The 21,434-nt window shown below is 63.3% G+C and carries 16 protein-coding genes and 1 riboswitch; of the genes, 5 read left to right on the forward strand and 11 right to left on the reverse strand.

All coding sequences use genetic code 11. The features are described from left to right. Nucleotides 1-329 precede the first annotated feature (329 nt). The 9 genes from J3P96_RS17445 to J3P96_RS17485 form a co-directional block, all read right to left on the reverse strand. Nucleotides 330-671, reverse strand: coding sequence for a hypothetical protein (locus J3P96_RS17445; RefSeq protein WP_434652608.1), 342 nt, complete (start codon nt 669-671; stop codon nt 330-332). A gap of 101 nt (nt 672-772) precedes the next feature. Further along, nucleotides 773-1,021, reverse strand: a complete 249-nt coding sequence (locus J3P96_RS17450) for a type II toxin-antitoxin system Phd/YefM family antitoxin (RefSeq protein WP_434603963.1) — start codon at nt 1,019-1,021, stop codon at nt 773-775. A 64-nt stretch (nt 1,022-1,085) separates the two neighbouring features. After that, nucleotides 1,086-2,732 carry a phospholipase D-like domain-containing protein gene (locus tag J3P96_RS17455; protein WP_434652610.1) on the reverse strand — a complete coding sequence of 549 codons (1,647 nt, stop codon included), beginning with the start codon at nt 2,730-2,732 and terminating at the stop codon, nt 1,086-1,088. 200 nt (nt 2,733-2,932) lie between these two features. Next, nucleotides 2,933-3,490, reverse strand: coding sequence for a vWA domain-containing protein (locus J3P96_RS17460; protein ID WP_434652612.1), 558 nt, complete (start codon nt 3,488-3,490; stop codon nt 2,933-2,935). 101 nt (nt 3,491-3,591) lie between these two features. After that, on the reverse strand, nt 3,592-4,599 hold the full coding sequence (locus J3P96_RS17465) for an ATP-binding protein (protein WP_434652614.1): 1,008 nt from the start codon (nt 4,597-4,599) through the stop codon (nt 3,592-3,594). Nucleotides 4,600-4,778: 179 nt separating this feature from the next. Continuing rightward, on the reverse strand, nt 4,779-8,552 hold the full coding sequence (cobN, locus tag J3P96_RS17470; RefSeq protein WP_434652616.1) for a cobaltochelatase subunit CobN: 3,774 nt from the start codon (nt 8,550-8,552) through the stop codon (nt 4,779-4,781). Between the two features lie 3 nt (nt 8,553-8,555). Next, on the reverse strand, nt 8,556-9,620 hold the full coding sequence (cobW, locus tag J3P96_RS17475) for a cobalamin biosynthesis protein CobW (RefSeq protein ID WP_305495327.1): 1,065 nt from the start codon (nt 9,618-9,620) through the stop codon (nt 8,556-8,558). 99 nt (nt 9,621-9,719) lie between these two features. After that, a riboswitch (cobalamin riboswitch) is annotated at nt 9,720-9,951 on the reverse strand. A gap of 79 nt (nt 9,952-10,030) precedes the next feature. Continuing rightward, a complete protein-coding gene (locus tag J3P96_RS17480) occupies nt 10,031-11,167 on the reverse strand; it encodes a glycerate kinase (protein WP_434652617.1) in 1,137 nt (378 codons plus the stop codon). A 219-nt stretch (nt 11,168-11,386) separates the two neighbouring features. After that, complete coding sequence (locus J3P96_RS17485) at nt 11,387-12,511, reverse strand: sugar diacid recognition domain-containing protein (protein ID WP_434652619.1); 1,125 nt, start codon at nt 12,509-12,511, stop codon at nt 11,387-11,389. A gap of 190 nt (nt 12,512-12,701) precedes the next feature. On the opposite strand from J3P96_RS17485, the gene J3P96_RS17490 reads away from it, so the two are divergent. The 3 genes from J3P96_RS17490 to rarD all read left to right on the forward strand — a co-directional run bounded on the left by J3P96_RS17490 (nt 12,702) and on the right by rarD (nt 16,258). Further along, nucleotides 12,702-14,012, forward strand: coding sequence for an MFS transporter (locus J3P96_RS17490; protein WP_434624456.1), 1,311 nt, complete (start codon nt 12,702-12,704; stop codon nt 14,010-14,012). Nucleotides 14,013-14,206: 194 nt separating this feature from the next. Then, nucleotides 14,207-15,220, forward strand: a complete 1,014-nt coding sequence (locus J3P96_RS17495) for an aldo/keto reductase (protein ID WP_305495332.1) — start codon at nt 14,207-14,209, stop codon at nt 15,218-15,220. 153 nt (nt 15,221-15,373) lie between these two features. Beyond that, on the forward strand, nt 15,374-16,258 hold the full coding sequence (gene rarD, locus J3P96_RS17500) for an EamA family transporter RarD (protein WP_434652621.1): 885 nt from the start codon (nt 15,374-15,376) through the stop codon (nt 16,256-16,258). A 156-nt stretch (nt 16,259-16,414) separates the two neighbouring features. On the opposite strand, the gene hppD is transcribed toward rarD, so the two are convergent. Both hppD and J3P96_RS17510 read right to left on the reverse strand, forming a co-directional pair. Further along, the gene (gene hppD / locus J3P96_RS17505) at nt 16,415-17,491 is read right to left on the reverse strand and encodes a 4-hydroxyphenylpyruvate dioxygenase (protein ID WP_434652623.1); all 1,077 of its coding nucleotides are present in this window, start codon (nt 17,489-17,491) and stop codon (nt 16,415-16,417) included. Between the two features lie 251 nt (nt 17,492-17,742). After that, nucleotides 17,743-18,687: a DMT family transporter gene (locus J3P96_RS17510; RefSeq protein ID WP_434652624.1), complete on the reverse strand. Its 945-nt coding sequence runs from the start codon at nt 18,685-18,687 to the stop codon at nt 17,743-17,745. Nucleotides 18,688-18,783: 96 nt separating this feature from the next. On the opposite strand from J3P96_RS17510, the gene J3P96_RS17515 reads away from it, so the two are divergent. Continuing rightward, a complete protein-coding gene (locus J3P96_RS17515; protein WP_434652626.1) occupies nt 18,784-19,647 on the forward strand; it encodes a LysR family transcriptional regulator in 864 nt (287 codons plus the stop codon). Between the two features lie 85 nt (nt 19,648-19,732). Continuing rightward, a complete protein-coding gene (locus tag J3P96_RS17520) occupies nt 19,733-21,295 on the forward strand; it encodes an EAL domain-containing protein (protein ID WP_434652628.1) in 1,563 nt (520 codons plus the stop codon). Nucleotides 21,296-21,434 lie beyond the last annotated feature (139 nt).

Below are 21,434 nucleotides of genomic sequence, written 5' to 3' on the forward strand. Positions count from 1 at the left end.
ACATGGTATGTAACAACGGAATAGACAGCAGAAAGTGTGCCACAGGCATGGCGCGCATGGGTGGGAAAAATGGAATGTGAGGAAAATCAGCGAGATGGAAAAACACAACGCCAGAGGGCATCCCGGCGGGTCGCTGCGTAATTGCTACCGTTGGCCACGGATGCGGGTAGCGAGGCCCCAAATCGGTGCCGCTGCGGGTGGCTAGCCCTGTGGGAGCGAGCCTGCTCGCGATGGCGGTGTCTCAGCCGACAACGATGCCGACTGACCTGACGCTTTCGCGAGCAGGCTCGCTCCCACTTGGATTTGCGGCGCCTTGGGAAGGAGTCGGTCTATTTACGCTTGTAACTCTTGCTGCCGCCGGGTGTGAGGCAATAGACCCCGCCCCGGGGACCGACGCAATAATTGCCGCTGCCGCATTGGCAGCCGTCTGATGACTTGAGCAGCGGTTGCGGGCGAGCCTCATTGCGAAGCCCCAGCACAGCGGAACAGGACCTTTTCGAAGCACTGATGGAGCCGTCATTGCACAGGAACGTATCGCCGTCACATCCGGCAATGCCGCCCTTGCGTCCGGAACACGGCTGGTTGGCAGCGATGGCCGAAGTGCCCAGGGCCAACAACAGGACCGCGACACCGGTGCGAAGCAGAAAGAACTTTCCATGACAGAGCTTCATGACAGCTTCCAGGCTGATAGATGGCCCTATGCTAGCACTGGAGTCGTTCCACGCCTACCGCCGCAAATTGCCTGTTTCATGCGTTATCAAAAAACTCCAACTCATAAGTCATCGAGAGAAACCTTAATCGTTGGGTCATTCTCCCGCTCGCGGCAAAGGGCAACCAGCTCGATGTCCTCAAGCCGCTCCATCATGGCTTCATACTCTTTGGCAGGGACACAGTAAAAAGCCGGCTCGTTACGGTTGAGGATCGCTACAGATAATCCTCCGCCTGCAGCAACGGTGCCCATGGGGTTTTTCTTGAGTTCGGAGATGCTGGCTACCACTTGAGAAAGCACGATATGGGTCATGAGATATCCTCGAGCACTTTTAATGGTGCTAAAAATAGCACTCCAAACCGGCTCTCGCTACTGCTCAACGCCCGCAAAACCTCACCCTGGACAACATTCGCAGATCCCCCTCGCGGTAATAGTCGTCGCTCCAGCTGTCATCCACCGCCAGCGGCTTGACCTGCTTGAGGGCGAGTTTTTTCGCGAAGTAACGAAAGCGGTAATGCTCGTAGAAACGCAGCAGTTCGAGCCCGTAACGATCGGCTAGGTCGGTGTCGCCCTGGATGATGAGGTAGTTCTCGTCGTTGCCGTTGCTCGCCGCGATGCTGAGATTATGGCTACCGCTGATGATGGTAGGCGCATCGCTGGTGAAATCGGTGACCACAGCTTTGGTATGCACCAGCAGGTTGCCTTTCTGGCCTTTCATGTTTTCCCTGAGCCAACCTTCCAGGCCAGTATTGAGCAACGCGGTGGCGGCGAATTCGGCGGTGCGGTCGGCGTGAAAACCGCTGATGCGGCTGGTGGTATTTTGCAGGCCGTAGCGCAGCACGTCGTCATTGGGCTGGCCGAGCAAGGCATCAAGGATCCGGTCGGGCAAGGCAAACGCCGTGACGAACAGCAGGTCCTTGCGCGCACCGTCGATGATGTCGACGAAGCGATCCAGATCGCCGTGCCCGGTACGCGGCGAGAAACCGGCAAACAGTTTCTCGTCTGCATCCATGGGGTTGTTGCGGGTCAGCCATTGGCGCGTGGCATCGACATCCTCCGGTGTGGCCCAGATCTGCTCGAACACCTGAAGGTAACTGGCGCTGATGCGCGGGTCGTCCAGCACATGAATGACATTGGCCTGGCGGTAGATGCCATTGGCAGTGAAATTGGCGCTGCCGCACAGCACCGCCTCGGGTTTCAGCGACGCGTTGCCTTCGACTTTGCTCAGCACGATGAACTTGTCGTGGAAGATATTGTGGGTGACCCGCCCACGCTTGTTTACCGCCGGCAGTTTTTCCAGGCTGGCTTCGTTGCGCAGCGTACCGTCATCCCCCGGTTCGGCGTGGTACAGCACCCTGACCCGTGCACCACGGGCATGGGCAGCGTTCACCGCATCGACGATCACCGGTAATTCGTACTCATAAATGGCGACGTCCAGCGCCCAGTTGGCATCGAGCGCACGGTCGATGAAGCCGGTGAGGCGTCCCAGCAAGCCGTTTTCCAGCCAGCGCCGCGGCGCGTCGGGCCAGTCGTCGATGGACAGGTTCTTGTTGGCGTCAATGAGTGCGTCCAGTTCGGGAAACTTGCGCTGGAACGCCTGACTGGCGGCCACCGCGCGATTGAAGATGACCCGCTGGTTGGCCGGCTGGCCGTCATCGCTGGTCACGCTCACTTCGAGGGATTCGCCCAGTTGCGGCGCATCGGCGCTGCCGTAGGCCAGGTGCACGCGATAATGAATCGTCACGCCAGGGTTGACGGCGTAATCGGCCCAGCGAAATTTCTGCAAGGGCGCCTTGTCGCTGGGCGTGGCATGGAACTGGGGAAAGGTGTGGGCCTTGTCGGGGAACGTCAGGCTGTTGAACAGGAACAGCCAGGGCTTGGCGCCCTGCTGTTTCTCGATGGCAAAACCCAGCAGCCCCTTGCGCCGGGGCTCGGCCAGGTCCATGGCGAGCAACACGCCGTTGGTGCCGGCATAGGCCTTGACCCGGAAATCGTCCTTCGCGTTGGTGACCAGTACGCGCATGGTTCACTCCTGTGGAGACTGCCTGAGCATAGAGCAGTGATGCAGATTGAACATAGAGGTCCTGGACCGAGGTGATGCCTTCGCGAGCAGGCTCGCTCCCACATTGGTTTCGCTGTGGGCACATAACCAATGCAAACACCGTCACCCTGTGGGAGCGAGCCTGCTCGCGAAGGGGCCTGTCGTTACACCGCAAAGTTCAGTCAGTGCGCTTCATCGATATGCCGATACTCAGCCCCCAACTGCCCCGCCAGTTGCCTTGCCCTACCCAGGCGAATCGGGCCGCGCTCGATGTCGATCAGCAGGCACGGGCATTCGAGAGGCGGCACGCCCAGCCCGTCCTTGATTCGTCCATCGGTCATCAGCAACACCCGCTGCTGCTCCGCCGGATAACGTTTGCGCCGAACCATGAGCCAGCGCTGCGCCTCGTCCAGCGCCGCCAGCAACGGCGTGCCGCCGCCGGCGCCCAGCGCGTCGAGCCAAGCGCCCAGGCCAGTAGAGGCTTTGAGCCCCTGCACTTGCCACCTCGGCGCGGCGCCGCTGGCGGTCAACAGCGCCAACCGCGCACGTTGTCGGTAGGCGTCATCGAACAGTTGGGCCAGCAGGCCCTTGCCGTCACTCAGGGCGCGATGGCGGCGGGTCGAGGCCGACGCATCGACGATCACCAGCCACAGCTCATGGGCTGAACGCTGCCGCCATTTGAAACGCAAATCCGCCAGCAGGCGTGGACGTCCCTTGAGCAACGTGCCCGGCCAATCCACTGCGCCGCTGGCGGCCGCTTTGCCGTGGCCTTGGCGGCCCTGGTCGAGCCGTCCCGGACGGGGTCTGGCATTCGCCCCCGCGGACGACCGGGGGCGAATGCCTAGGGCTTTTTTGGCCAGCTCGGCACGTCACGCCGGGCACCGCTCGGCAGCGCCCGGGCCGGCAGGTCACCCCATTGGCCCTGGCCTTCGCCGGACTCGCTCGCTTCATTCCGGCTCGGCGACGGTGCCTGGGACGGCGCGGGGGCCGGGGACGCAGGGTCGCGGCGCCGATGGCGCAAGGCAAACTCGGCGACGGCGTCGATGTCTTCGGCTGCGATGGCGTCCGCGCCACGCCAGGCGGCATGAGCACGGGCGGCCCGCAACCAGACGAGGTCGGCGCGCAAGCCATCGACCCCAGCGGCGAAACAACGCTCGGTAATCTGCTCCAGCGCCATGTCATCCAATGGGATCCCGGCCAACCGCACGCGCGCCTGTTGGCAGCGTTCACGCAACTGTCGTTGGGCGGTTTCCCACTCGGCGCAGAACGCCGCCGGATCGCTGTCGAAATCCAGCCGCCGCCGAATGATCTGCCCGCGCTCGGCAGGCGCCGTGTGGCCATCAAGCGCCACGTTCAGGCCGAAACGATCGAGCAATTGCGGACGCAGTTCGCCCTCTTCCGGGTTCATGGTGCCGATCAGCACGAAACGCGCCGGATGCCGGTGGGAAATGCCGTCGCGCTCGATCAGGTTGGTGCCGCTGGCGGCGACGTCCAACAGCAGGTCCACCAGGTGATCCGGCAACAGGTTCACCTCATCGACATACAGCACGCCACCGTCGGCCTTGGCCAGCACGCCGGGGGAAAATTGCGCGCGCCCTTCCCCAAGTGCGGCGTTCAGGTCGAGAGTGCCCACCAGCCGCTCTTCGGTGGCGCCCAGTGGCAAGGTCACGAACTGACCGCTTGCCAGCAGATCCGCCAGGCCCCGGGCCAGCGTGGACTTGGCCATCCCCCGTGGACCTTCGATCAGCACACCGCCGATCTTCGGATCGATCGCCGCCAGGCACAGGGCCAGTTTCAGCGCATCGGCGCCGACCACGGCGGAGAGGGGAAAATGGGCGGTGTCGGTCATGTTGAATGTCTCATGGATGTAAAAACGTCCCCGTGGCGAGGGAGCTTGCTCCCGCTGGGCTGCGCAGCAGCCCCGACAACCTGAGGTCTCGGCGTTTTTCTGGATGACGGATGACGACTGCTGCGCAGCCGAGCGGGAGCAAGCTCCCTCGCCACAAAAGCCCGGCAGTCATCGGCAAATCAGCCATCTTCTTCGATATCCAGCAACAGATTCTCCAGCGCCTCGCGATAGTCGCCCGGTTCCTGCCACATCCCCCGCTGCTGGGCTTCGAGCATTCGCTCGGTCATGTCCCGCAGGGCGTCGGGGTTGTGCTGGCGGACGAAGTCCCGGGTATCCGGATCGAGCAGGTAGGCATCGGCCAGCAAGGCGTACTGGTGATCATCGATCAGCTGCGTGGTAGCGTCGAAGGCAAACAGGTTGTCCACCGTCGCCGCCAGTTCGAACGCGCCCTTGTAACCATGGCGCTTGACGCCGTCGATCCACTTCGGATTGGCCGCGCGGGATCGGATGACCCGGTTGAGCTCTTCCTTCAGGGTGCGGATTTTCGGCAAGTCCGGCTGGCTGTGGTCGCCGTGGTAGCTGGCCGCGGCTTCGCCACTCAAGGTTTCGACGGCGGCGAGCATGCCGCCCTGGAACTGGTAGTAATCGTTGGAATCGAGCAGGTCGTGCTCGCGGTTGTCCTGGTTCTGCAACACCGCTTGCACCTCACTCAGGCGCCGGCTGAACTGAGCCCGCGCGGCGGTGCCTTCATCACTGGCGCCGTAGGCGTAGCCGCCCCAGTTGAGGTACACCTCGGCGAGGTCTTCGCGGCTCTGCCAGAGGCGTCCGTCAACCGCGCCCTGCACGCCCGCACCATAGGCGCCGGGCTTGGCGCCGAAGATCCGCCAGCCGGCCTGGCGCGTCGCGTCTTCCAACGGCAGTCCGGTTTGCCGCAAGGCTTCGCGTTCGCTGCGGACTTTCGCCGCCAGCGGGTTCATGTCGTCCGGCTCATCGAGGGCCGCGACGCCCTGCACCGCCGCATCGAACAGGCGGATCAGGTTGGCGAAGGCGTCCCGGAAGAACCCCGAGACCCGCAGCGTCACATCGACCCGGGGCCGGTCTAGCAGGCTCAACGGCAGGATTTCGAAATCGTCGACGCGCTGGCTGCCCGTGGCCCACACCGGGCGCACGCCCATCAGCGCCATGGCCTGGGCAATGTCATCGCCACCGGTGCGCATGGTCGCGGTGCCCCACACCGACAGACCGAGCTGGCGCAGGTGATCGCCATGGTCTTGCAAGTGCCGTTCGAGGATCAGGTTGGCCGATTGGAAGCCGATGCGCCACGCCGTGGTGGTGGGCAGGTTGCGCACGTCGACGGAGAAAAAATTGCGTCCGGTCGGCAGCACATCCAGGCGTCCACGACTCGGCGCACCGCTGGGGCCGGCCGGCACGAAGCGCCCACCCAGCGCATCAAGCAAGCCGCGCATTTCCGCCGGACCACAGGCGTCCAGGCGCGGCGCGACGACGCAGCGCAGGTGTTCGATGATGCAGCCCACCGCGTCCCAGCCCGGCGCGTCGAGCTGCTCGACCGGACCTTCCAGGGCCTGTTCGATCAACCGTGCAGCAAACAACTCCAGGCGCTCGCGAGTGTCGCCGACGCTGCGCCAAGGCTCGGCGCTGACCTCTCCCAGGGCCTCGGGCCGTGTCCCGCTCCAAGGCTCGGCCAAGGCACAATCGAGCGGATCGAACCCCAACCCGAACGCCTTCGCCAGGGCCCGCAACAGGCTCGACTGCGCACCCTTGCCGTCGCCACGGGGAATACGCAGCAACGCCAGCAAGGTATCGATACGCAACCGTCCGCCAGGCGACTCGCCGAAGATATGCAGGCCGTCGCGAATCTGCGACTCCTTCAGGTCGCACAGGTAGGTGTCCAGGCGTGGCAGCCAGATCGCCGCGTCGGCGTCGCTGTCGAGAGCGGCGTCGAGTTGCAGTTCGCGGTCGATGTGGGTCTCGCGCACCAGGTTGAGAATATCCCGTTGCAGCTCCCGGGCGCGGCGCGGGTCGAGCAGTTGCGCCTCGTAGTATTCGTCCGCGAGCAGTTCGAGGTTGCGCAGCGGCCCGTAGGTTTCGGCCCGGGTCAGCGGCGGCATCAAGTGATCGATGATTACCGCCTGTGTGCGTCGCTTGGCCTGGGCGCCCTCGCCCGGGTCATTGACGATGAACGGATAGATGTTCGGCAGCGGTCCGAGCAGCGCATCCGGCCAGCAATTTTCCGAGAGCCCGACGCCCTTGCCCGGCAGCCATTCGAGGTTGCCGTGCTTGCCGACGTGAATAACAGCATGGGCGCCGTAGGTGTGGCGCAACCAGAAGTAGAACGCCAGGTAACCGTGGGGCGGCACCAGGTCCGGGTCGTGGTAGACCGCGCTCGGGTCAAGCTGATACCCGCGCGCCGGCTGGATGCCGATAAACGTCAGGCCCAGGCGCAACCCGGCGACCATCAGCCGACCTTGACGGAACATCGGGTCCTGCTCGGGCGCGCCCCAACGGGCCAATACCGCGTCGCGGTTGGCCTCGGGTAGCGCGTCGAACATGGCTTGATAGGCGTCCAGGGCCAGGCTTTGATGACACGGGCGCAAATCCAGGCTGTCGAGATCGTTGCTGACGCCGCCGAGCAATTGCTGGATCAACGCGGTGCCGCTGGCCGGCAGCTCGGCTGACAGCGGATAGCCCTCGGCCTGCAGGGCGCGGAGGATATTCAGCGCCGACGCCGGCGTGTCCAGGCCGACACCGTTGCCGATGCGCCCATCGCGAGTCGGGTAATTGGCGAGGATCAGCGCCACGCGCTTTTCGCGGTTGGGCAGACGCGCCAGCGCCGTCCAGCGCCGGGCCAGCTCGGCAACGAAATCCATGCGCTCGGGCACCGCCCGGTAGCAGACCACATCACTCTGGCTGCGCTCGCTGCGCCAGGCCAGGTCCTTGAAACTGATGGGCCGGCTGATGATCCGTCCATCCAGTTCCGGCAGGGCGATGTGCATCGCCAGGTCGCGTGGCCCCAGGCCTTGTTCGCTGGCACGCCAGCCGGGCTCATTGTCCTGCGCGCAGATCGCCTGGATCACCGGGATGTCGCGGCGAAACGGCCGCAGATGCGGTGCTTCAGGGCTGGATTGGGCGAAGCCGGTGGTGTTTAGAATCACCCCCGCCGCTGCCTCGTCCAACCAATCTTCCACCTGTGCCAGACAACCGGGTTCCTTGAGACTCGCCACGGCAATCGGCAGCGGATTGAGCCCCGCCGCTTGCAGGCGCTGGCAGAATACGTCGATGAAAGCAGTGTTCGCCGCTTGCAGGTGTGAACGATAGAACAACACCGCCGCCACCGGTTCGTCGGCGCGCCAGTCGGCTTGCCAATGATCGAGGGTCGCGTGGGTTTGTTCGGGGTGGTAGATCGCTGTGCGCGGCAAGGGCTCCGGTTCGGCCCACGGATAATCGCGCGCAAACCATTGGCTGCCGAGGTGATTGAAAAGGTTCAGGGCATTGGCCAATCCGCCCTGGCGCAAGAACTGCCAGAGCCGGTCGCGATCCTCGAACGCTACGTTGCTCAGGTCGCTGAGCTCCGGGTCGGGGCGATCATCCCCCGGCACCAGGATCAGCTTCACGCCGCGCGCGGCCAGTTCCATCAGGCGCTCGATGCCGTAGCGCCAATAGCCGATGCCACCGTGCAGCGACAACAGGATGACCTTGGCGTGGCGCAGTACGTCGTCGACATACAGGTCCACCGACGCGTGGTTCTGCACCTGCATCGGGTTGGCGAGGCGAAACTGCGGGTAGTCGTCCGGTAATTGCCGCGCCGCTTCGGCCAGCAGCGCCAGGCTGGAATCGCCGCTGCACAGGATTACCAGCTCGGCGGGGGTTTGTCCGAGGTCGGCGATGTTGTCATCCGACACAAAACCGCCGGGCTGGGTCCTGAGCAGGTGCATGGCTTAGACGCTGAGGGCGGCGCGCAGCTGCGCTTCAAGCAGCCCGGCATCCAGCGCCTGGCCGATCAGCACCAGCCGCGTCACCCGCGCTTCGTCGGCGCCCCATTGGCGGTCGAAATGCTTGTCGAAGCGCGTGCCGACGCCCTGGATCAACAAGCGCATCGGCTTGTTCGGGATCGCCGCGAAACCCTTGACCCGCAGCACGTCATGCTGGATCACTAGTTGCGTCAGCGCGTCCAGCAGCAGGCTTTCATCGGCCTGGGGCAGTTCGAGGGAGATCGAGTCGAAGGCGTCATGATCGTGGTCGTCATCATCACCGTCATGGTGGTGATCGTGGTGGCTGTGGCGACTGTCGATGTGCTCCTCGGAGCCTGCGCCCAGGCCGATCAGCACGTCCAGCGGCAGGCGACCGCTGCTGGCTTCGATGACCTTGACCGCTGGCGGCAATTCTTCGGCGACTTCCAGGCGGACTTTTGCCAGGTCTTCAGGGCTGATCAGGTCGGCCTTGTTGAGGATCACCAGGTCGGCGCTCGCCAGTTGATCGGCGAACAGCTCGTGCAGCGGCGATTCGTGATCCAGGTTCGGGTCCAGTTTGCGCTGGGCATCGACCTGGTCGGGGAACGCGGCAAAAGTACCGGCGGCCACGGCCGGGCTGTCGACCACGGTAATCACCGCATCGACCGTGCAGGCGCTGCGGATTTCCGGCCACTGGAAGGCCTGGACCAAGGGCTTGGGCAGGGCCAGGCCAGAGGTTTCGATGAGGATGTGGTCGAGGTCGCCGCGACGGGCCACCAGTTCGCGCATCACCGGAAAAAACTCTTCCTGCACGGTGCAGCACAGGCAACCGTTGGCCAATTCGTAGACCCGGCCGTTGGCTTCTTCTTCGGTGCAACCGATGGAGCACTGCTTGAGAATCTCACCGTCGATACCGAGCTCGCCGAATTCGTTGACGATCACCGCGATGCGCCGGCCCTGGGCGTTGTCGAGCATGTGCCGCAGCAAGGTGGTCTTACCCGAGCCGAGGAAACCGGTGACGATGGTGACGGGGAGTTTGGCCAGTGTTTTCATCGGATGCCCTTTGGCAAGGTGGCGGGCAAACGGGACGACAACCGCTGGCACAGGCGCGCGCGGAAGATTTCGCCACCGGATCACCCCGCCCGGTTGTAGTGAGAATCTGTTGTCGAGGCAGGTCTCCTGGCTGACGGCGGGCCGGTCCACGCTTCATACAAAGCCTGGACCGACAATTTGCTGCGCCTTCCCGTGCGCCCGTTGAAAAAGGGCATGCACAGTGGCCTTGCAGAAACAGCACCGTTCACAGTTGCGGGGGCAGCCGCGGCTTGGACCGCGTTCCCTTCTTAGCTTCGGCGTACGCCAAAGAACCTCGAAGGCGCAAGGCTACGCAGGGTGCGCGGGCGGGTCAATGTCCCTGAGGCAAACTCCGGGGCCGGTGCCTCATCGTCGGCACCGGCACGGCCGATCTAGCGGGCCGCCACGCGCCAGAGCCGGGCGATATCCCGCGCGCGCTCGGCCAACAGGCGTGGCGCATCGGTGCAGGCCTCTTGAAGTGTCATCGGCCCGTTCGCCAGGGCAAAGGCGGCATCGATGCCATGCTCATACAGCGCCTGGTAATCCTCCCCCAACGTGCCGGCAATGACCACCACCGGTACACCTTGGCGCCGGGCAATGCGGGCCACGCCAAAAGGCGTCTTGCCGCGCAGGGTCTGCGCATCGAAACGGCCTTCGCCGGTGATGACCAGATCGGCCCCGTTGATCGCCTCGGCCAGGCCGGTCAATTGCGCAACGACTTCCACGCCGGTGCGAAACCGGGCCTGGAGAAAGGCCTTGGCCGCGAATCCCAGGCCTCCGGCGGCGCCACTGCCCGGTTCGTCGCGCACGTTCCGGTGCAACGCCTGGGCGCAGCGCTCGGCGAAATGCCCCAGCGCGCGATCCAGTTGCTGCACCTGCTCGGCAGAAGCGCCCTTCTGCGGGCCGAACACCGCTGAAGCGCCATGGGGCCCGCACAAGGGGTTATCGACGTCGGCAGCGATCTCGAAACGCACCCCGGCCAGGCGCGGGTCCAACTCGCTCAGGTCAATGCGCGCCAGTTTGCCCAGGGCCAGGCCGCCGGGCGGCAGCGATTGGCCCTGTGCGTCCAGCAGCGCCACGCCCAGAGCCTGCATCGCCCCAGCACCGCCGTCGTTGGTGGCACTGCCGCCGATCGCCAGGATCACGCGCCGGGCACCCTCATCGAGGGCGGCGCGAATCAGTTCGCCGGTGCCGAAGGTGCTGCTGGAGCACGCGTCACGCTGTCCCGGCGGCACCAATTGCAGGCCGCTGGCCTCAGCCATCTCGATGATCGCGGTGCCGCTGTCGGGCAGCCAGCCCCAGCGGGCCTCGACAGCGGCGCCCAAGGGCCCGCGAACCCGGGCGCGACGCCATTGGCCGTTGCACGCCGCCAGCACCGACTCCACCGTCCCTTCCCCGCCGTCGGCCATCGGGCATTTGATCAACTGCGCATCCGGCCAGACCTCGGCCAACCCCTGGGCAATCGCGTCCGCCACGCCCTGGGCGCTGAGACTGTCCTTGAACGAGTCGGGGGCGATGATTATTTTCATTTTTGTTCTCCGGTTCCGATGCACAGCATGCTGCCAGCTGACCGCAGCCCTGACGCCGGTCCGCCGCACAAAACTCCTTGGGCATTATTGGTCAATTTCACAAAAATGGCGGTTCGGCATTGCTGGCCTCTTCGCGAGCAGGCTCGCTCCCACAAGTATTTCTACTGGATATGGGATCACAGCAGATCCAATGTGGGAGCGAGCCTGCTCGCGAAGGGATCACGCCGGATAATTTTGATCATGGGGCAACAGTTGGACGCCTAGATACAGCGCCAGCATCCCGTCCAGCCGCAGCGGGTCCACGCCGCTGAGCTCGGCGATGCGTTCCATGCGATAGCGCAGGCTGTTGCGGTGGATGCCCAGGGCGTCGGCGCAGGCCTGGCTCTGGCCGTCGTGTTCGCACCAGCTGCGCAGGGTGGCCAGGAGTTGTCCGTTGCTGTCCTTGGCGATCACCTTGCGCAGCGGTGTCAGCAACTCGTCCAGCGCATCGTCGCTGCGATGGCGCCAGAGCAGCACCGGCAGGCGATAACGATTGAGGATCAACAGGCGCGACTGCGGCAGGACATCACGGCCGTAAGCGAGCAAGTCCGCCACACGCCGGTAGCAACGGCGCAGGCCGGTCAGACCCTCGGCCTGACCGCCCACCGCCACCCTGAGGATGTTCCAGCCCAGCCCGTCGAGCTTGCCGAGCAAGCGCTCGTTCTCCACCGAAGCCGTGACCGGCCGGCACCAGAGCAAAGAAGATTTGGATGAGGTCAGGCACCAGCTGTCCGGGTAGCGCGACATCAGCCACGCACTCAGCGCCTCGACCTTTTGCCCGGGCCCATGCTCCTGGCCCAATTCAAACAGGTACGGCACCCGCGACAGCTGCGGCTTGAGGCCCATCTGCAGGGCTTCGTCGAGCAACCGTGGCGAATCCCCGGCATCACCCAGCAGCAGCGCCAGCAAATCATCGCAACGCTGGCGCCGCCATTGCTGCTCGGCCTGCTGGTTGCGCTGGGCGAGCAGCATTTCGGCGGTCATGCGCACCAGCTCGGCATAGGTGCGCAATTGCGCGGGTTCGCCGGTGATACCAAGCACGCCGATCAGCCGCTGGTCGAGCATCAACGGCAGGTTGATTCCTGGCTGCACGCCCTTGAGGTGCACGGCGGTGTGCTCGTCGATTTCCACCACCCGCCCATTCGCCAGGACCAGCTGCGCACCCTCGTGACGGGTATTGATGCGCTCACGCTCGCCGCTGGCGAGGATCAGGCCCTGGTTGTCCATGACGTTGACGTTATAGGGCAGAATCGCCATCGCCCGGTCGACGATGTCCTGGGCCAGGTCGTGATCGAGTTCGAACATGGGCGACTCCTTGTGGGCAGGGTTCTTGTTATTGGGCGTAATGCTTCAGCGCGATTGGTCAGCCGCACAGGGTCCGCGCCCAAACCCTGTGCCCCGGCACAAAGACACGGGCCCTCAGGCTGGCCGAGACTCAAGGGGCGGTCAACGTTACCCCTTGGCACGCCAAAATCATAATAAAGAGAGACCCGCCATGTCCCAGAGCGCAGCAGCCCTCCTGGCTACCCCCGACGAAAAAAATACCGTCTACAAGCGCATCACCCTGCGCTTGATCCCCTTCATCTTCATCTGCTACCTGTTCAACTACCTGGACCGGGTCAACGTTGGCTTCGCCAAGTTGCAGATGCTCGATGCGCTGAAATTCAGCGAAACCGTGTACGGCCTTGGTGCCGGGATCTTCTTCATCGGCTACGTGCTGTGTGGCGTGCCGAGCAACCTGGCACTGACAAAATTCGGCCCGCGGCGCTGGATCGCGCTGATGATGATCACCTGGGGCACGCTGTCGACCTGCCTGCTGTTCGTCACCACCCCGACCGGGTTCTATACCTTGCGGCTGTTCACCGGTGCAGCCGAGGCCGGGTTCTTCCCTGGCGTGGTGCTGTACCTCTCGCAGTGGTTCCCGACGTTCCGTCGCGGCCGGATCATGGCGCTGTTCATGTCGGCCATCCCGGTATCGGGCCTGCTCGGCAGCCCGTTTTCCGGCTGGATCCTCAACCATTTCGCCGCCGGCCAGGGTGGCCTGGCGGGCTGGCAGTGGATGTTCCTGCTGCAAGGCGTGCCGACGGTGATCCTCGGGGCTCTGGCGTTCTTCCTGCTCAGCGACACCTTCGCCAATGCCAAATGGCTGACCGACCATGAGCGCGCCGTGCTCACCGCCGACCATGCCGAAGACCTGGCCAACAAGCCGAAGACCACCACCGATTCCCTGGCAGCCGTATTCAAGAACCCGGCGATCTGGGCCTTCGGCCTGGTGTACTTCTGCATCCAGAGCGGCGTGTACGCGATCAACTTCTGGCTGCCGTCGATCATCAAGAACCTGGGTTTCAGCGATAACCTGGTGATCGGCTGGCTGAGTGCGATCCCCTATCTGCTGGCGGCGGTGTTCATGCTGCTGGTGGGCCGCTCGGCGGACCTGCACAAGGAGCGTCGCTGGCATCTGGTCGTGCCGATGCTGATGGGTGCGGTCGGGCTGCTGATCGCCGTCAATTTCGCCACTACGCCGGCCATCGCCATCCTCGGCCTGACCATCGCCACCATGGGCGCCCTCACCGGCCTGCCGATGTTCTGGCCGGTGCCCACCGCCCTGCTCAGCGCGGGGGCGGCGGCCGGCGGCCTGGCGCTGATCAATTCCATGGGCCAGATGGCCGGCTTCCTCAGCCCGTACCTGGTGGGCTGGGTCAAGGACGCCACCGGCTCGACCGATGCGGCGCTCTATGTGCTGGCGGCAGTGATTGTCTGCGGCAGCCTGCTGGCGTTGCGCATGACGCGCACCCTGCGGGGCTGATGCCCGGTTACCTGTGGGAGCGAGCCTGCTCGCGAAAGCGCTGTGTCAGTCACTGTAGAGGGTGCCTGGAAGTACGCCTTCGCGAGCAGGCTCGCTCCCACATTGGATTTTGCCGGGGTATAGAAAACGGTTGGATCCACACGGCGGTTCTGGTATTTGATGGGACCTTTCCCATCGATAAAAGGATCTTGTCCATGAGCTACCGCACGCTGGGCCATTCCGGGTTGCAAGTCTCGACGCTGACCCTGGGCACGATGATGTTCGGTGAACAGACCAGCACCGAGGATTCGCTGCGGATCATCGACAAGGCCTGGGACCAGGGCATCAATTTCATCGACACGGCCGACGTCTACACCAACGGCCGTTCCGAAGAAATCGTCGGCGAGGCGATTGCCAGCCGGCGCCACGAGTGGGTGCTCGCCACCAAGGTCGGCTTCGGCCCGCCGGACGGTGTGCCCAACCGCAGCGGCTTGAGCCGCAAGCATATCTTCAACGGCATAGAGGCCAGCCTGACGCGCCTGGGCACCGATTACCTGGACATCTACTACCTGCACCGCGAAGACCACAACACGCCATTGCAGGTCACGGTGTCGGCCATCGGCGACTTGATTCGCCAGGGCAAGATCCGCTACTGGGGCCTGTCGAATTACCGCGCCTGGCGCATCGCCGAAGTGATCCGCATCGCCGACAGCCTGGGCGTCGATCGGCCGGTGATCAGCCAGCCGCTGTACAACATCGTCAACCGCCAGGCGGAAACCGAACAGATCACCGCAGCGCAGAACTACGGCCTCGGCGTGGTGCCCTACAGCCCCCTCGCCCGAGGTGTGCTCAGCGGCAAGTACGCACCCGATGTGGCACCGGACGCCAACAGCCGCGCCGGACGCCAGGACAAGCGCATCCTGGAAACCGAATGGCGGGTCGAATCCTTGCGCATTGCCCAGCAGATCCAGCAATACACCCGGGATCGCGGCGTCGGCATTGTCGAGTTCGCCATTGCCTGGGTATTGAACAACCGTGCCGTCACGTCGGCGATCGTCGGACCGCGCACCGAAGAGCAATGGGACGCGTACACCAGGGCGCAAGCGGTGCGGATCACGGCGGATGACGAAGCTTTCATCGATTCGCTGGTGACACCGGGGCATGCTTCGACGCCGGGCTTCAACGACATCAGTCATTTCGTGCCGGGCCGCGTGCCGCATACGTCGTAATATTCAACGCATGACCCCGTGGCGAGGGAGCTTGCTCCCGCTCGGCTGCGTAGCAGCCGCTATTTTCGGGTCCGCTACGCGGCCCAGCGCGAGCTTGCTCCCTCGCCATGGGTAAACAACTCCCTGCTGCAATTCCAATAACAAGAGGCATCAGTGTCCAAAGGCATCGCTCTATCGGTATCGGCCTCCGCCCTGTTCGCGGTCATGTACTACTACACCTCGCTGCTCGCACCGCTGACCGGCCTGGAGATTTTTGGCTGGCGCATGCTGCTGACGATGCCTTGCATGACGGCGTTCATGCTGATTTCACGGGAGTGGAAGCTCGTCGCCGATCTCGTCAAGCGCCTGGTCGCCACACCGCTTCTGCTGCTCGGGGCGATGGCGTCTTCAGCGTTGATGGGCGCGCAGTTGTGGCTGTTCATGTGGGCGCCGCTCAACGGCTACAGCCTGGACGTGTCGCTGGGTTATTTTCTGCTGCCGCTGTCGATGGTCCTGACCGGGCGCATCGTCTATGGCGAGCGACTCTCGCGCTTTCAGAAAGTCGCCGTGTTGCTCGCTACGCTCGGCGTGTTCAACGAGCTATGGCAAGTCGGTGGTCTGTCCTGGGCGACCCTGTTGGTCGTGCTGGGCTATCCGCTGTATTTCATCCTGCGCAAACGCATCCGGACCGACAACCTGGGCGGTCTCTGGCTGGACATGGCCCTGATGCTGCCGTTGGCCCTTTGGTTCGTGCAAAGCGGTGCGCAAGGCTTTGGTGTCTTCAACCAGTACCCGTGGCTATCGTTGCTCATTCCGGTACTTGGCGTCATCAGCGCCTCGGCGTTGGTGGCGTACATCGTTGCCAGCCGCTTGCTGCCGCTCGGCCTGTTCGGGCTGTTGAGTTATGTCGAGCCGGTGCTGCTGCTGGGCGTGGCGCTGCTGCTGGGGGAAAGCATCGAGGCTGAGGAATGGCTCACCTACATCCCCATCTGGCTGGCGGTGGCCGTGCTGGTGCTGGAAGGCTTCAGGCACCTGGTGCGGCAGCGGCGCCGGGCTTAAGGCTACCCCCGCCCCTGTGGGAGCGAGCCTGCTCGCGAAGGCTTAGGTGACTGACACAGCGCTTTCGCGAGCAGGCTCGCTCCCATAGAGGTCTTGCATCGACAACAAAAAGCCCGCCCGGCATCACTGCCGGGCGGGCTTTTTTACCTGTCGGGTTTACTCGGTAGTGAGTACACCACGCCGCACCTGGTCACGCTCGATCGATTCGAACAGTGCCTTGAAGTTGCCCTCGCCGAAGCCATCGTCGCCCTTGCGCTGGATGAACTCGAAGAACACTGGCCCCATCAGGGTTTCCGAGAAGATCTGCAGCAACAGGCGCTTGTCGCCCTGCTCCGAGGCCCCGTCCAGCAGGATGCCCCGCGATTGCAGCTCCGCCACCGGTTCGCCATGGTTCGGCAGGCGGCCTTCGAGCATTTCATAGTAGGTGTCCGGCGGCGCGGTCATGAAGCGCATGCCGATCTTCTTGAGCGAGTCCCAGGTCTTGATCAAGTCGTCGGTCAGGAAGGCCACGTGCTGGATGCCTTCGCCATTGAACTGCATCAGGAACTCTTCGATCTGCCCGGCGCCCTTGGATGACTCTTCGTTCAGCGGGATGCGGATCATGCCGTCCGGGGCCGTCATGGCCTTGGAAGTCAGGCCGGTGTATTCGCCCTTGATGTCGAAGTAACGAATCTCGCGGAAATTGAACAGCTTCTCGTAGAAGTTGGCCCAGTAGGCCATGCGCCCGCGATAAACGTTGTGGGTCAGGTGGTCGATGATCTTCAGACCGGCGCCCACCGGATTGCGATCGACACCCTCGAGGAAGACGAAGTCGATGTCGTAGATCGAGCTGCCTTCGCCAAAACGGTCGATCAGGTACAGCGGCGCGCCGCCAATGCCTTTGATCGCCGGGAGGTTCAGTTCCATCGGGCCGGTTTCGATGTGGATCGGCTGGGCACCGAGTTCCAGGGCCCGCTTGTAGGCTTTTTGCGAATCCTTGACGCGGAAGGCCATGCCGCACACCGACGGGCCGTGCTCGGCCGCGAAGTAGGACGCCACGCTGTGCGGTTCGTTGTTGAGGATCAGGTTGATCGCGCCCTGGCGGTACAGGTGCACGTCTTTGGAACGGTGGGTGGCCACCTTGGTGAAGCCCATGATCTCGAAGATCGGCTCCAGGGTATTCGGGGTCGGGGATGCGAACTCAATGAATTCGAAGCCCATCAGGCCCATCGGGTTTTCGTATAGATCTGCCATGTCGGCGCCTCATCAAACTTATCAATTAACAAAAAAACGTTAGTTGCCAGTGATGCTGAGGACGCGGGGCGGCGCGCAGGAAATGCCGCGGACACTGCGGGCGAGGAAATCGCCATAGATCAGTTGAAACCCAAGTATCTTCATTGTCGACCCAAGGCTATTGCGGGCGAGGCTTCTGCTGCCAGAAGACCTTATTCTTATATGCGTAACCCGATTCTACACAGCGTAACCGGATTTGTCCGCCTCAGGTATCAAATCGTCTTTTTTGCCGAACGTGCAAGCGGTTTATTGCACAGGAAGATCCCCGCCAGGATCAACCCGCCGCCTACGCACATCAACAAAGTGAGCCGTTCGTCGAGCAGCATCGCGCCCAGCAGTACCGCCGTCAGCGGGTTGAGCGCAATGAAGACGCCGGAACGCGTCGCACCGATCCGGCGGATGCCCTGATACCAGGCGATATAGGCCAGGGCCGAACCCAGCACGCCGAGGTACAGCAGGCTCAACCATTGCCTGAGGTCCAGCCCGCGCAATGCCTCGAAGCGGATCTCACCGCCGGCTGCGCACGCCAGCCACAACATCAGCGTGCCCAGCAGGATCGACCAGGTCACGGTCTGCAAAGGACCCAGGCTCTCATTCAGGCTTTTGGAAAACAGCGAATAGATGCCCCACCCCAGCACACAGCCGAAAATCAGCAGATCCCCGCGCCAAGCGTGTTCCGTCGCCTGCAACAGCGACGGTGCGCGACTGATGATGACCAGCCCCGCCCCACCGATGCACAGCACGATACCGGCGACTTTAAAGCGGCCCAACCGTTCCTTGAACAAGCACCAGGAGGCCAAGCCGATCACTGCCGGGTTCAACGCGACGATCAACGAGGCGCGCGACGCGTTGATGTATTGCAAGCCATGGAAGAAACACAGGTTGTAGAAAAAGATCCCGAAGAACCCCAGCGCGGCCAGCTGCAGGCCCTGCTTCAAGCCGGGCCTGGCCAGGGGGATACCGGCGACGCCGAGAAACAGCAACAGCGCGATGCTCGCCAGGAGAAAACGCAAGCTGGCGGCGAACATCGGCGTCAGCGCATCGGCAAGGATCCTGCCGGCCACAAAGGTGCCGCCCCAGATCATCGTGACCATCGCAAGCTTGAGGTAGACCGGCAGGTCCGAGGGTATCGAGGCAGTTTGTTCCAAGTCTTTCATGGTTCACCACATAGGCGATTGATCAATGTCCCGTGTGTCGCTGGGATGGCGTATTGTTCCGCTCATGAAACATCATCGTAAAATGAGCGTTTACTCATGACCCTCACCCAACTCGAAATCTTTTCGCTGGTCGCCGAACTGCAAGGTTTTACCGCGGCCGCGACACGCCTGGGCATCGGCCAGTCAGCGGTGTCCCACGCGATAAAATCCCTGGAACAGGAGTTGGGCGTCGAACTTTTCAGGCGTCATCAATCCCTCGTCGAGCTCAGCGACATCGGCCAGCAATTGTTGCTCCGTGCCCGGGCGATGCTCGGCCTGGCCAATACCCTGCAACAGGAGGCCGCGGATGCCCGCGGCATGCGCCGTGGGACCCTGCGCATCGGCTCGTTCGGGCCGACGTCATCGATGAAACTGCTGCCCGCCATCCTGCAGCGCTACCGCACGCTGCATCCGGGAATCGAAGTGCACATCGATGAAGGGCCGGACCGGCAAGTGCTGCAATGGCTGGATGAACGACGGATCGACGTCGGTTTCGTGGTCCTGCCCGAGGAACGCTTCGATACGTTCGCCTTGATGGAAGACCAGATGGTCGCCCTGCTGCCCACCGATCATCCCCTCGCCGAGCGCGCCTGCGTGGAGCTCAAGGCGCTGTGCAACGACCCCTTCATACTCACCGAGGCCGGTTCCTCGGAAGTGGTCCGGCGGCTGTTCAGCGCCGCCCGGCTCACGCCGAATATCCGCTATCGCTGTTCGCAACTGCTCAGCACGCTGGATGTGGTCAGCCGGGGTGAAGCCGTGACCGTGGTTTCCGAGGGTTCGCTGCCGGCCGTGGAAAATCCCGGGTTTGTCGTACGTCCCTTGTCGCCGCGCGTTCCGCGCCAGATCGGCCTCGCGGTGCTGGACAGCCGCCAGGCCTCGCCCGCGACGCTGGCGTTTATCGAAGTCGCCCGGCAACCATAAGCCACCTGGAGGCCGGCGGGCGCGCAACCGCCTGGCCGTCTATCATCGACGCAGTTTCCCGCCCAGGCTCAACAAGGTCGTACCGATGCCATTGTCCGCCACACAGATACGCAAGCGGTCCCGCCGCAATCTGATCACCCTGCTCTGCGGGGTGCTGCCGGTGCTCTCGGGGGTGGGCATTCTCCATATCCAGGCCGAACGGACATTGCAACAGCAGGCCCGCCAGACCGCGGGAGAGCTGGTCCGGCAAGTCGAGCTGATGCTCGACAATACCGCGCTGGCGGCGCGCGCACTGCTGCCCCTGGCCGGTCAACCTTGCGAAGCGGTAAAACTGGCCCTGCGTGACCAGGTGACCCGCCGGCCCTTCGTCCGTTCGACCAACCTGATATGGGACGACACGCTGTACTGCAGCTCGCTGTTCGGCGAATTCGAGGAGCCGGTCAACCCGCACAATTACCACCAGGGCACTCTGTGGCTGATGGACGGCAACCCGGTCACGCCCGACACGGCATTGCTGATCTACCGGCTCAACGAGGGCCGGCAAGGGGCACTGGCGACACTGGACGGTTACCACCTGGCCAATGTCCTGCGCCTGATTGGCGGCGAGACGCGTTTGTTGCTGCAAGTAGGACCGAGCTGGCTGGCGGCGGACGGCAAGGTCCGGCAAACCCCGCCGCCTGCCCAGAAGGTAGCTCGCAACGAGTTGGCCTCGTCACGCTACGCCTTCAGCGTCGAAGCCGGCTTCGATGAAGGGGAAACCTGGCGCTACATGGCTCGGGAATATCCACCGCTGTTCAGCCTGCTGATTGTCTTCGGCGCCATCGCGGCGCTGCTCGCCCATTGGACACAGAAGCGCGCCTCCTCCCCCAGCCATGAACTGCTACGCGCCCTCGACGCCGGGGAGTTTGTGCCGTATCTGCAACCGGTGGTGCGCGGCGATGACAAGCGTTGGGCCGGGGTTGAGGTGCTGATGCGCTGGAACCACCCCAAGGAAGGCCTGGTGCGTCCGGACCTGTTTATTCCGCTCGCCGAACACAGCGGGCTGATCGTGCCGATGACCCAGGCACTGATGCAGCAGACCAGGCAATTGCTGGCGCCGCTCGCGCCCTTGCTGGAGGCGCCGTTTCATGTCGGTATCAATATCACCGCCCGCCACTGCAAGGACCTTGCGCTGCTGGAGGATTGCCGCGAGTTCCTGGCCGCGTTCCCACCGGGTGTCATCACGCTGGTGCTGGAGCTGACCGAGCGCGAGCTGATCGAACCGAGCCCGGTGACCCACCAATTGTTCGAGCTGCTGCACGATCTGGGCGTCAAGATCGCCATCGACGATTTCGGCACCGGCCACTCCAGCTTGGGGTACTTGCAGCAGTTCAACGTCGATTTTCTGAAAATCGATCAAAGCTTTGTCGCGATGATCGGCGCCGATGCGCTGTCACGCCATATCCTGGACAGCATCATCGAGTTGTCGGGAAAACTGCAGTTGGAGATCGTCGCAGAGGGCGTCGAAACCGTTGAGCAAAGCGATTACCTGACGGCTCACAACGTCAACTTTCTACAAGGCTATCTGTTTGGCCGGCCTATTAGTGGCCAAGAGTTCAGTGCTGCGCTGATCGCCGCTAAAAGCCCGCCCACGACACCGTTCGATTGACCGATACACACCAAGCGCGTTGGAACAATTGTTCCTGTTACATAACGAAAAAGTTACGATTTACACTTTCTGAATTAACTACTACAATTTTTTTGCCTGTGCCAGAGAGCAGGAAGTCATTATCATCGAGTCGCTACAA

The sequence above is a fragment of the Pseudomonas sp. R3-56 genome (assembly GCF_051132075.1).
GTDB lineage: Bacteria > Pseudomonadota > Gammaproteobacteria > Pseudomonadales > Pseudomonadaceae > Aquipseudomonas.

What these genes read in the sequence shown, in the direction of transcription:
- J3P96_RS17445 (WP_434652608.1), bottom strand. Translation starts at nt 671, where the DNA reads ATGAAGCTCTGTCATGGAAAGTTCTTTCTGCTTCGCACCGGTGTCGCG.
- J3P96_RS17450 (WP_434603963.1), bottom strand. Translation starts at nt 1,021, where the DNA reads ATGACCCATATCGTGCTTTCTCAAGTGGTAGCCAGCATCTCCGAACTC.
- J3P96_RS17455 (WP_434652610.1), bottom strand. Translation starts at nt 2,732, where the DNA reads ATGCGCGTACTGGTCACCAACGCGAAGGACGATTTCCGGGTCAAGGCC.
- J3P96_RS17465 (WP_434652614.1), bottom strand. Translation starts at nt 4,599, where the DNA reads ATGACCGACACCGCCCATTTTCCCCTCTCCGCCGTGGTCGGCGCCGAT.
- cobN (WP_434652616.1), bottom strand. Translation starts at nt 8,552, where the DNA reads ATGCACCTGCTCAGGACCCAGCCCGGCGGTTTTGTGTCGGATGACAAC.
- cobW (WP_305495327.1), bottom strand. Translation starts at nt 9,620, where the DNA reads ATGAAAACACTGGCCAAACTCCCCGTCACCATCGTCACCGGTTTCCTC.
- J3P96_RS17480 (WP_434652617.1), bottom strand. Translation starts at nt 11,167, where the DNA reads ATGAAAATAATCATCGCCCCCGACTCGTTCAAGGACAGTCTCAGCGCC.
- J3P96_RS17485 (WP_434652619.1), bottom strand. Translation starts at nt 12,511, where the DNA reads ATGTTCGAACTCGATCACGACCTGGCCCAGGACATCGTCGACCGGGCG.
- J3P96_RS17490 (WP_434624456.1), top strand. Translation starts at nt 12,702, where the DNA reads ATGTCCCAGAGCGCAGCAGCCCTCCTGGCTACCCCCGACGAAAAAAAT.
- J3P96_RS17495 (WP_305495332.1), top strand. Translation starts at nt 14,207, where the DNA reads ATGAGCTACCGCACGCTGGGCCATTCCGGGTTGCAAGTCTCGACGCTG.
- hppD (WP_434652623.1), bottom strand. Translation starts at nt 17,491, where the DNA reads ATGGCAGATCTATACGAAAACCCGATGGGCCTGATGGGCTTCGAATTC.
- J3P96_RS17510 (WP_434652624.1), bottom strand. Translation starts at nt 18,687, where the DNA reads ATGAAAGACTTGGAACAAACTGCCTCGATACCCTCGGACCTGCCGGTC.
- J3P96_RS17515 (WP_434652626.1), top strand. Translation starts at nt 18,784, where the DNA reads ATGACCCTCACCCAACTCGAAATCTTTTCGCTGGTCGCCGAACTGCAA.
- J3P96_RS17520 (WP_434652628.1), top strand. Translation starts at nt 19,733, where the DNA reads ATGCCATTGTCCGCCACACAGATACGCAAGCGGTCCCGCCGCAATCTG.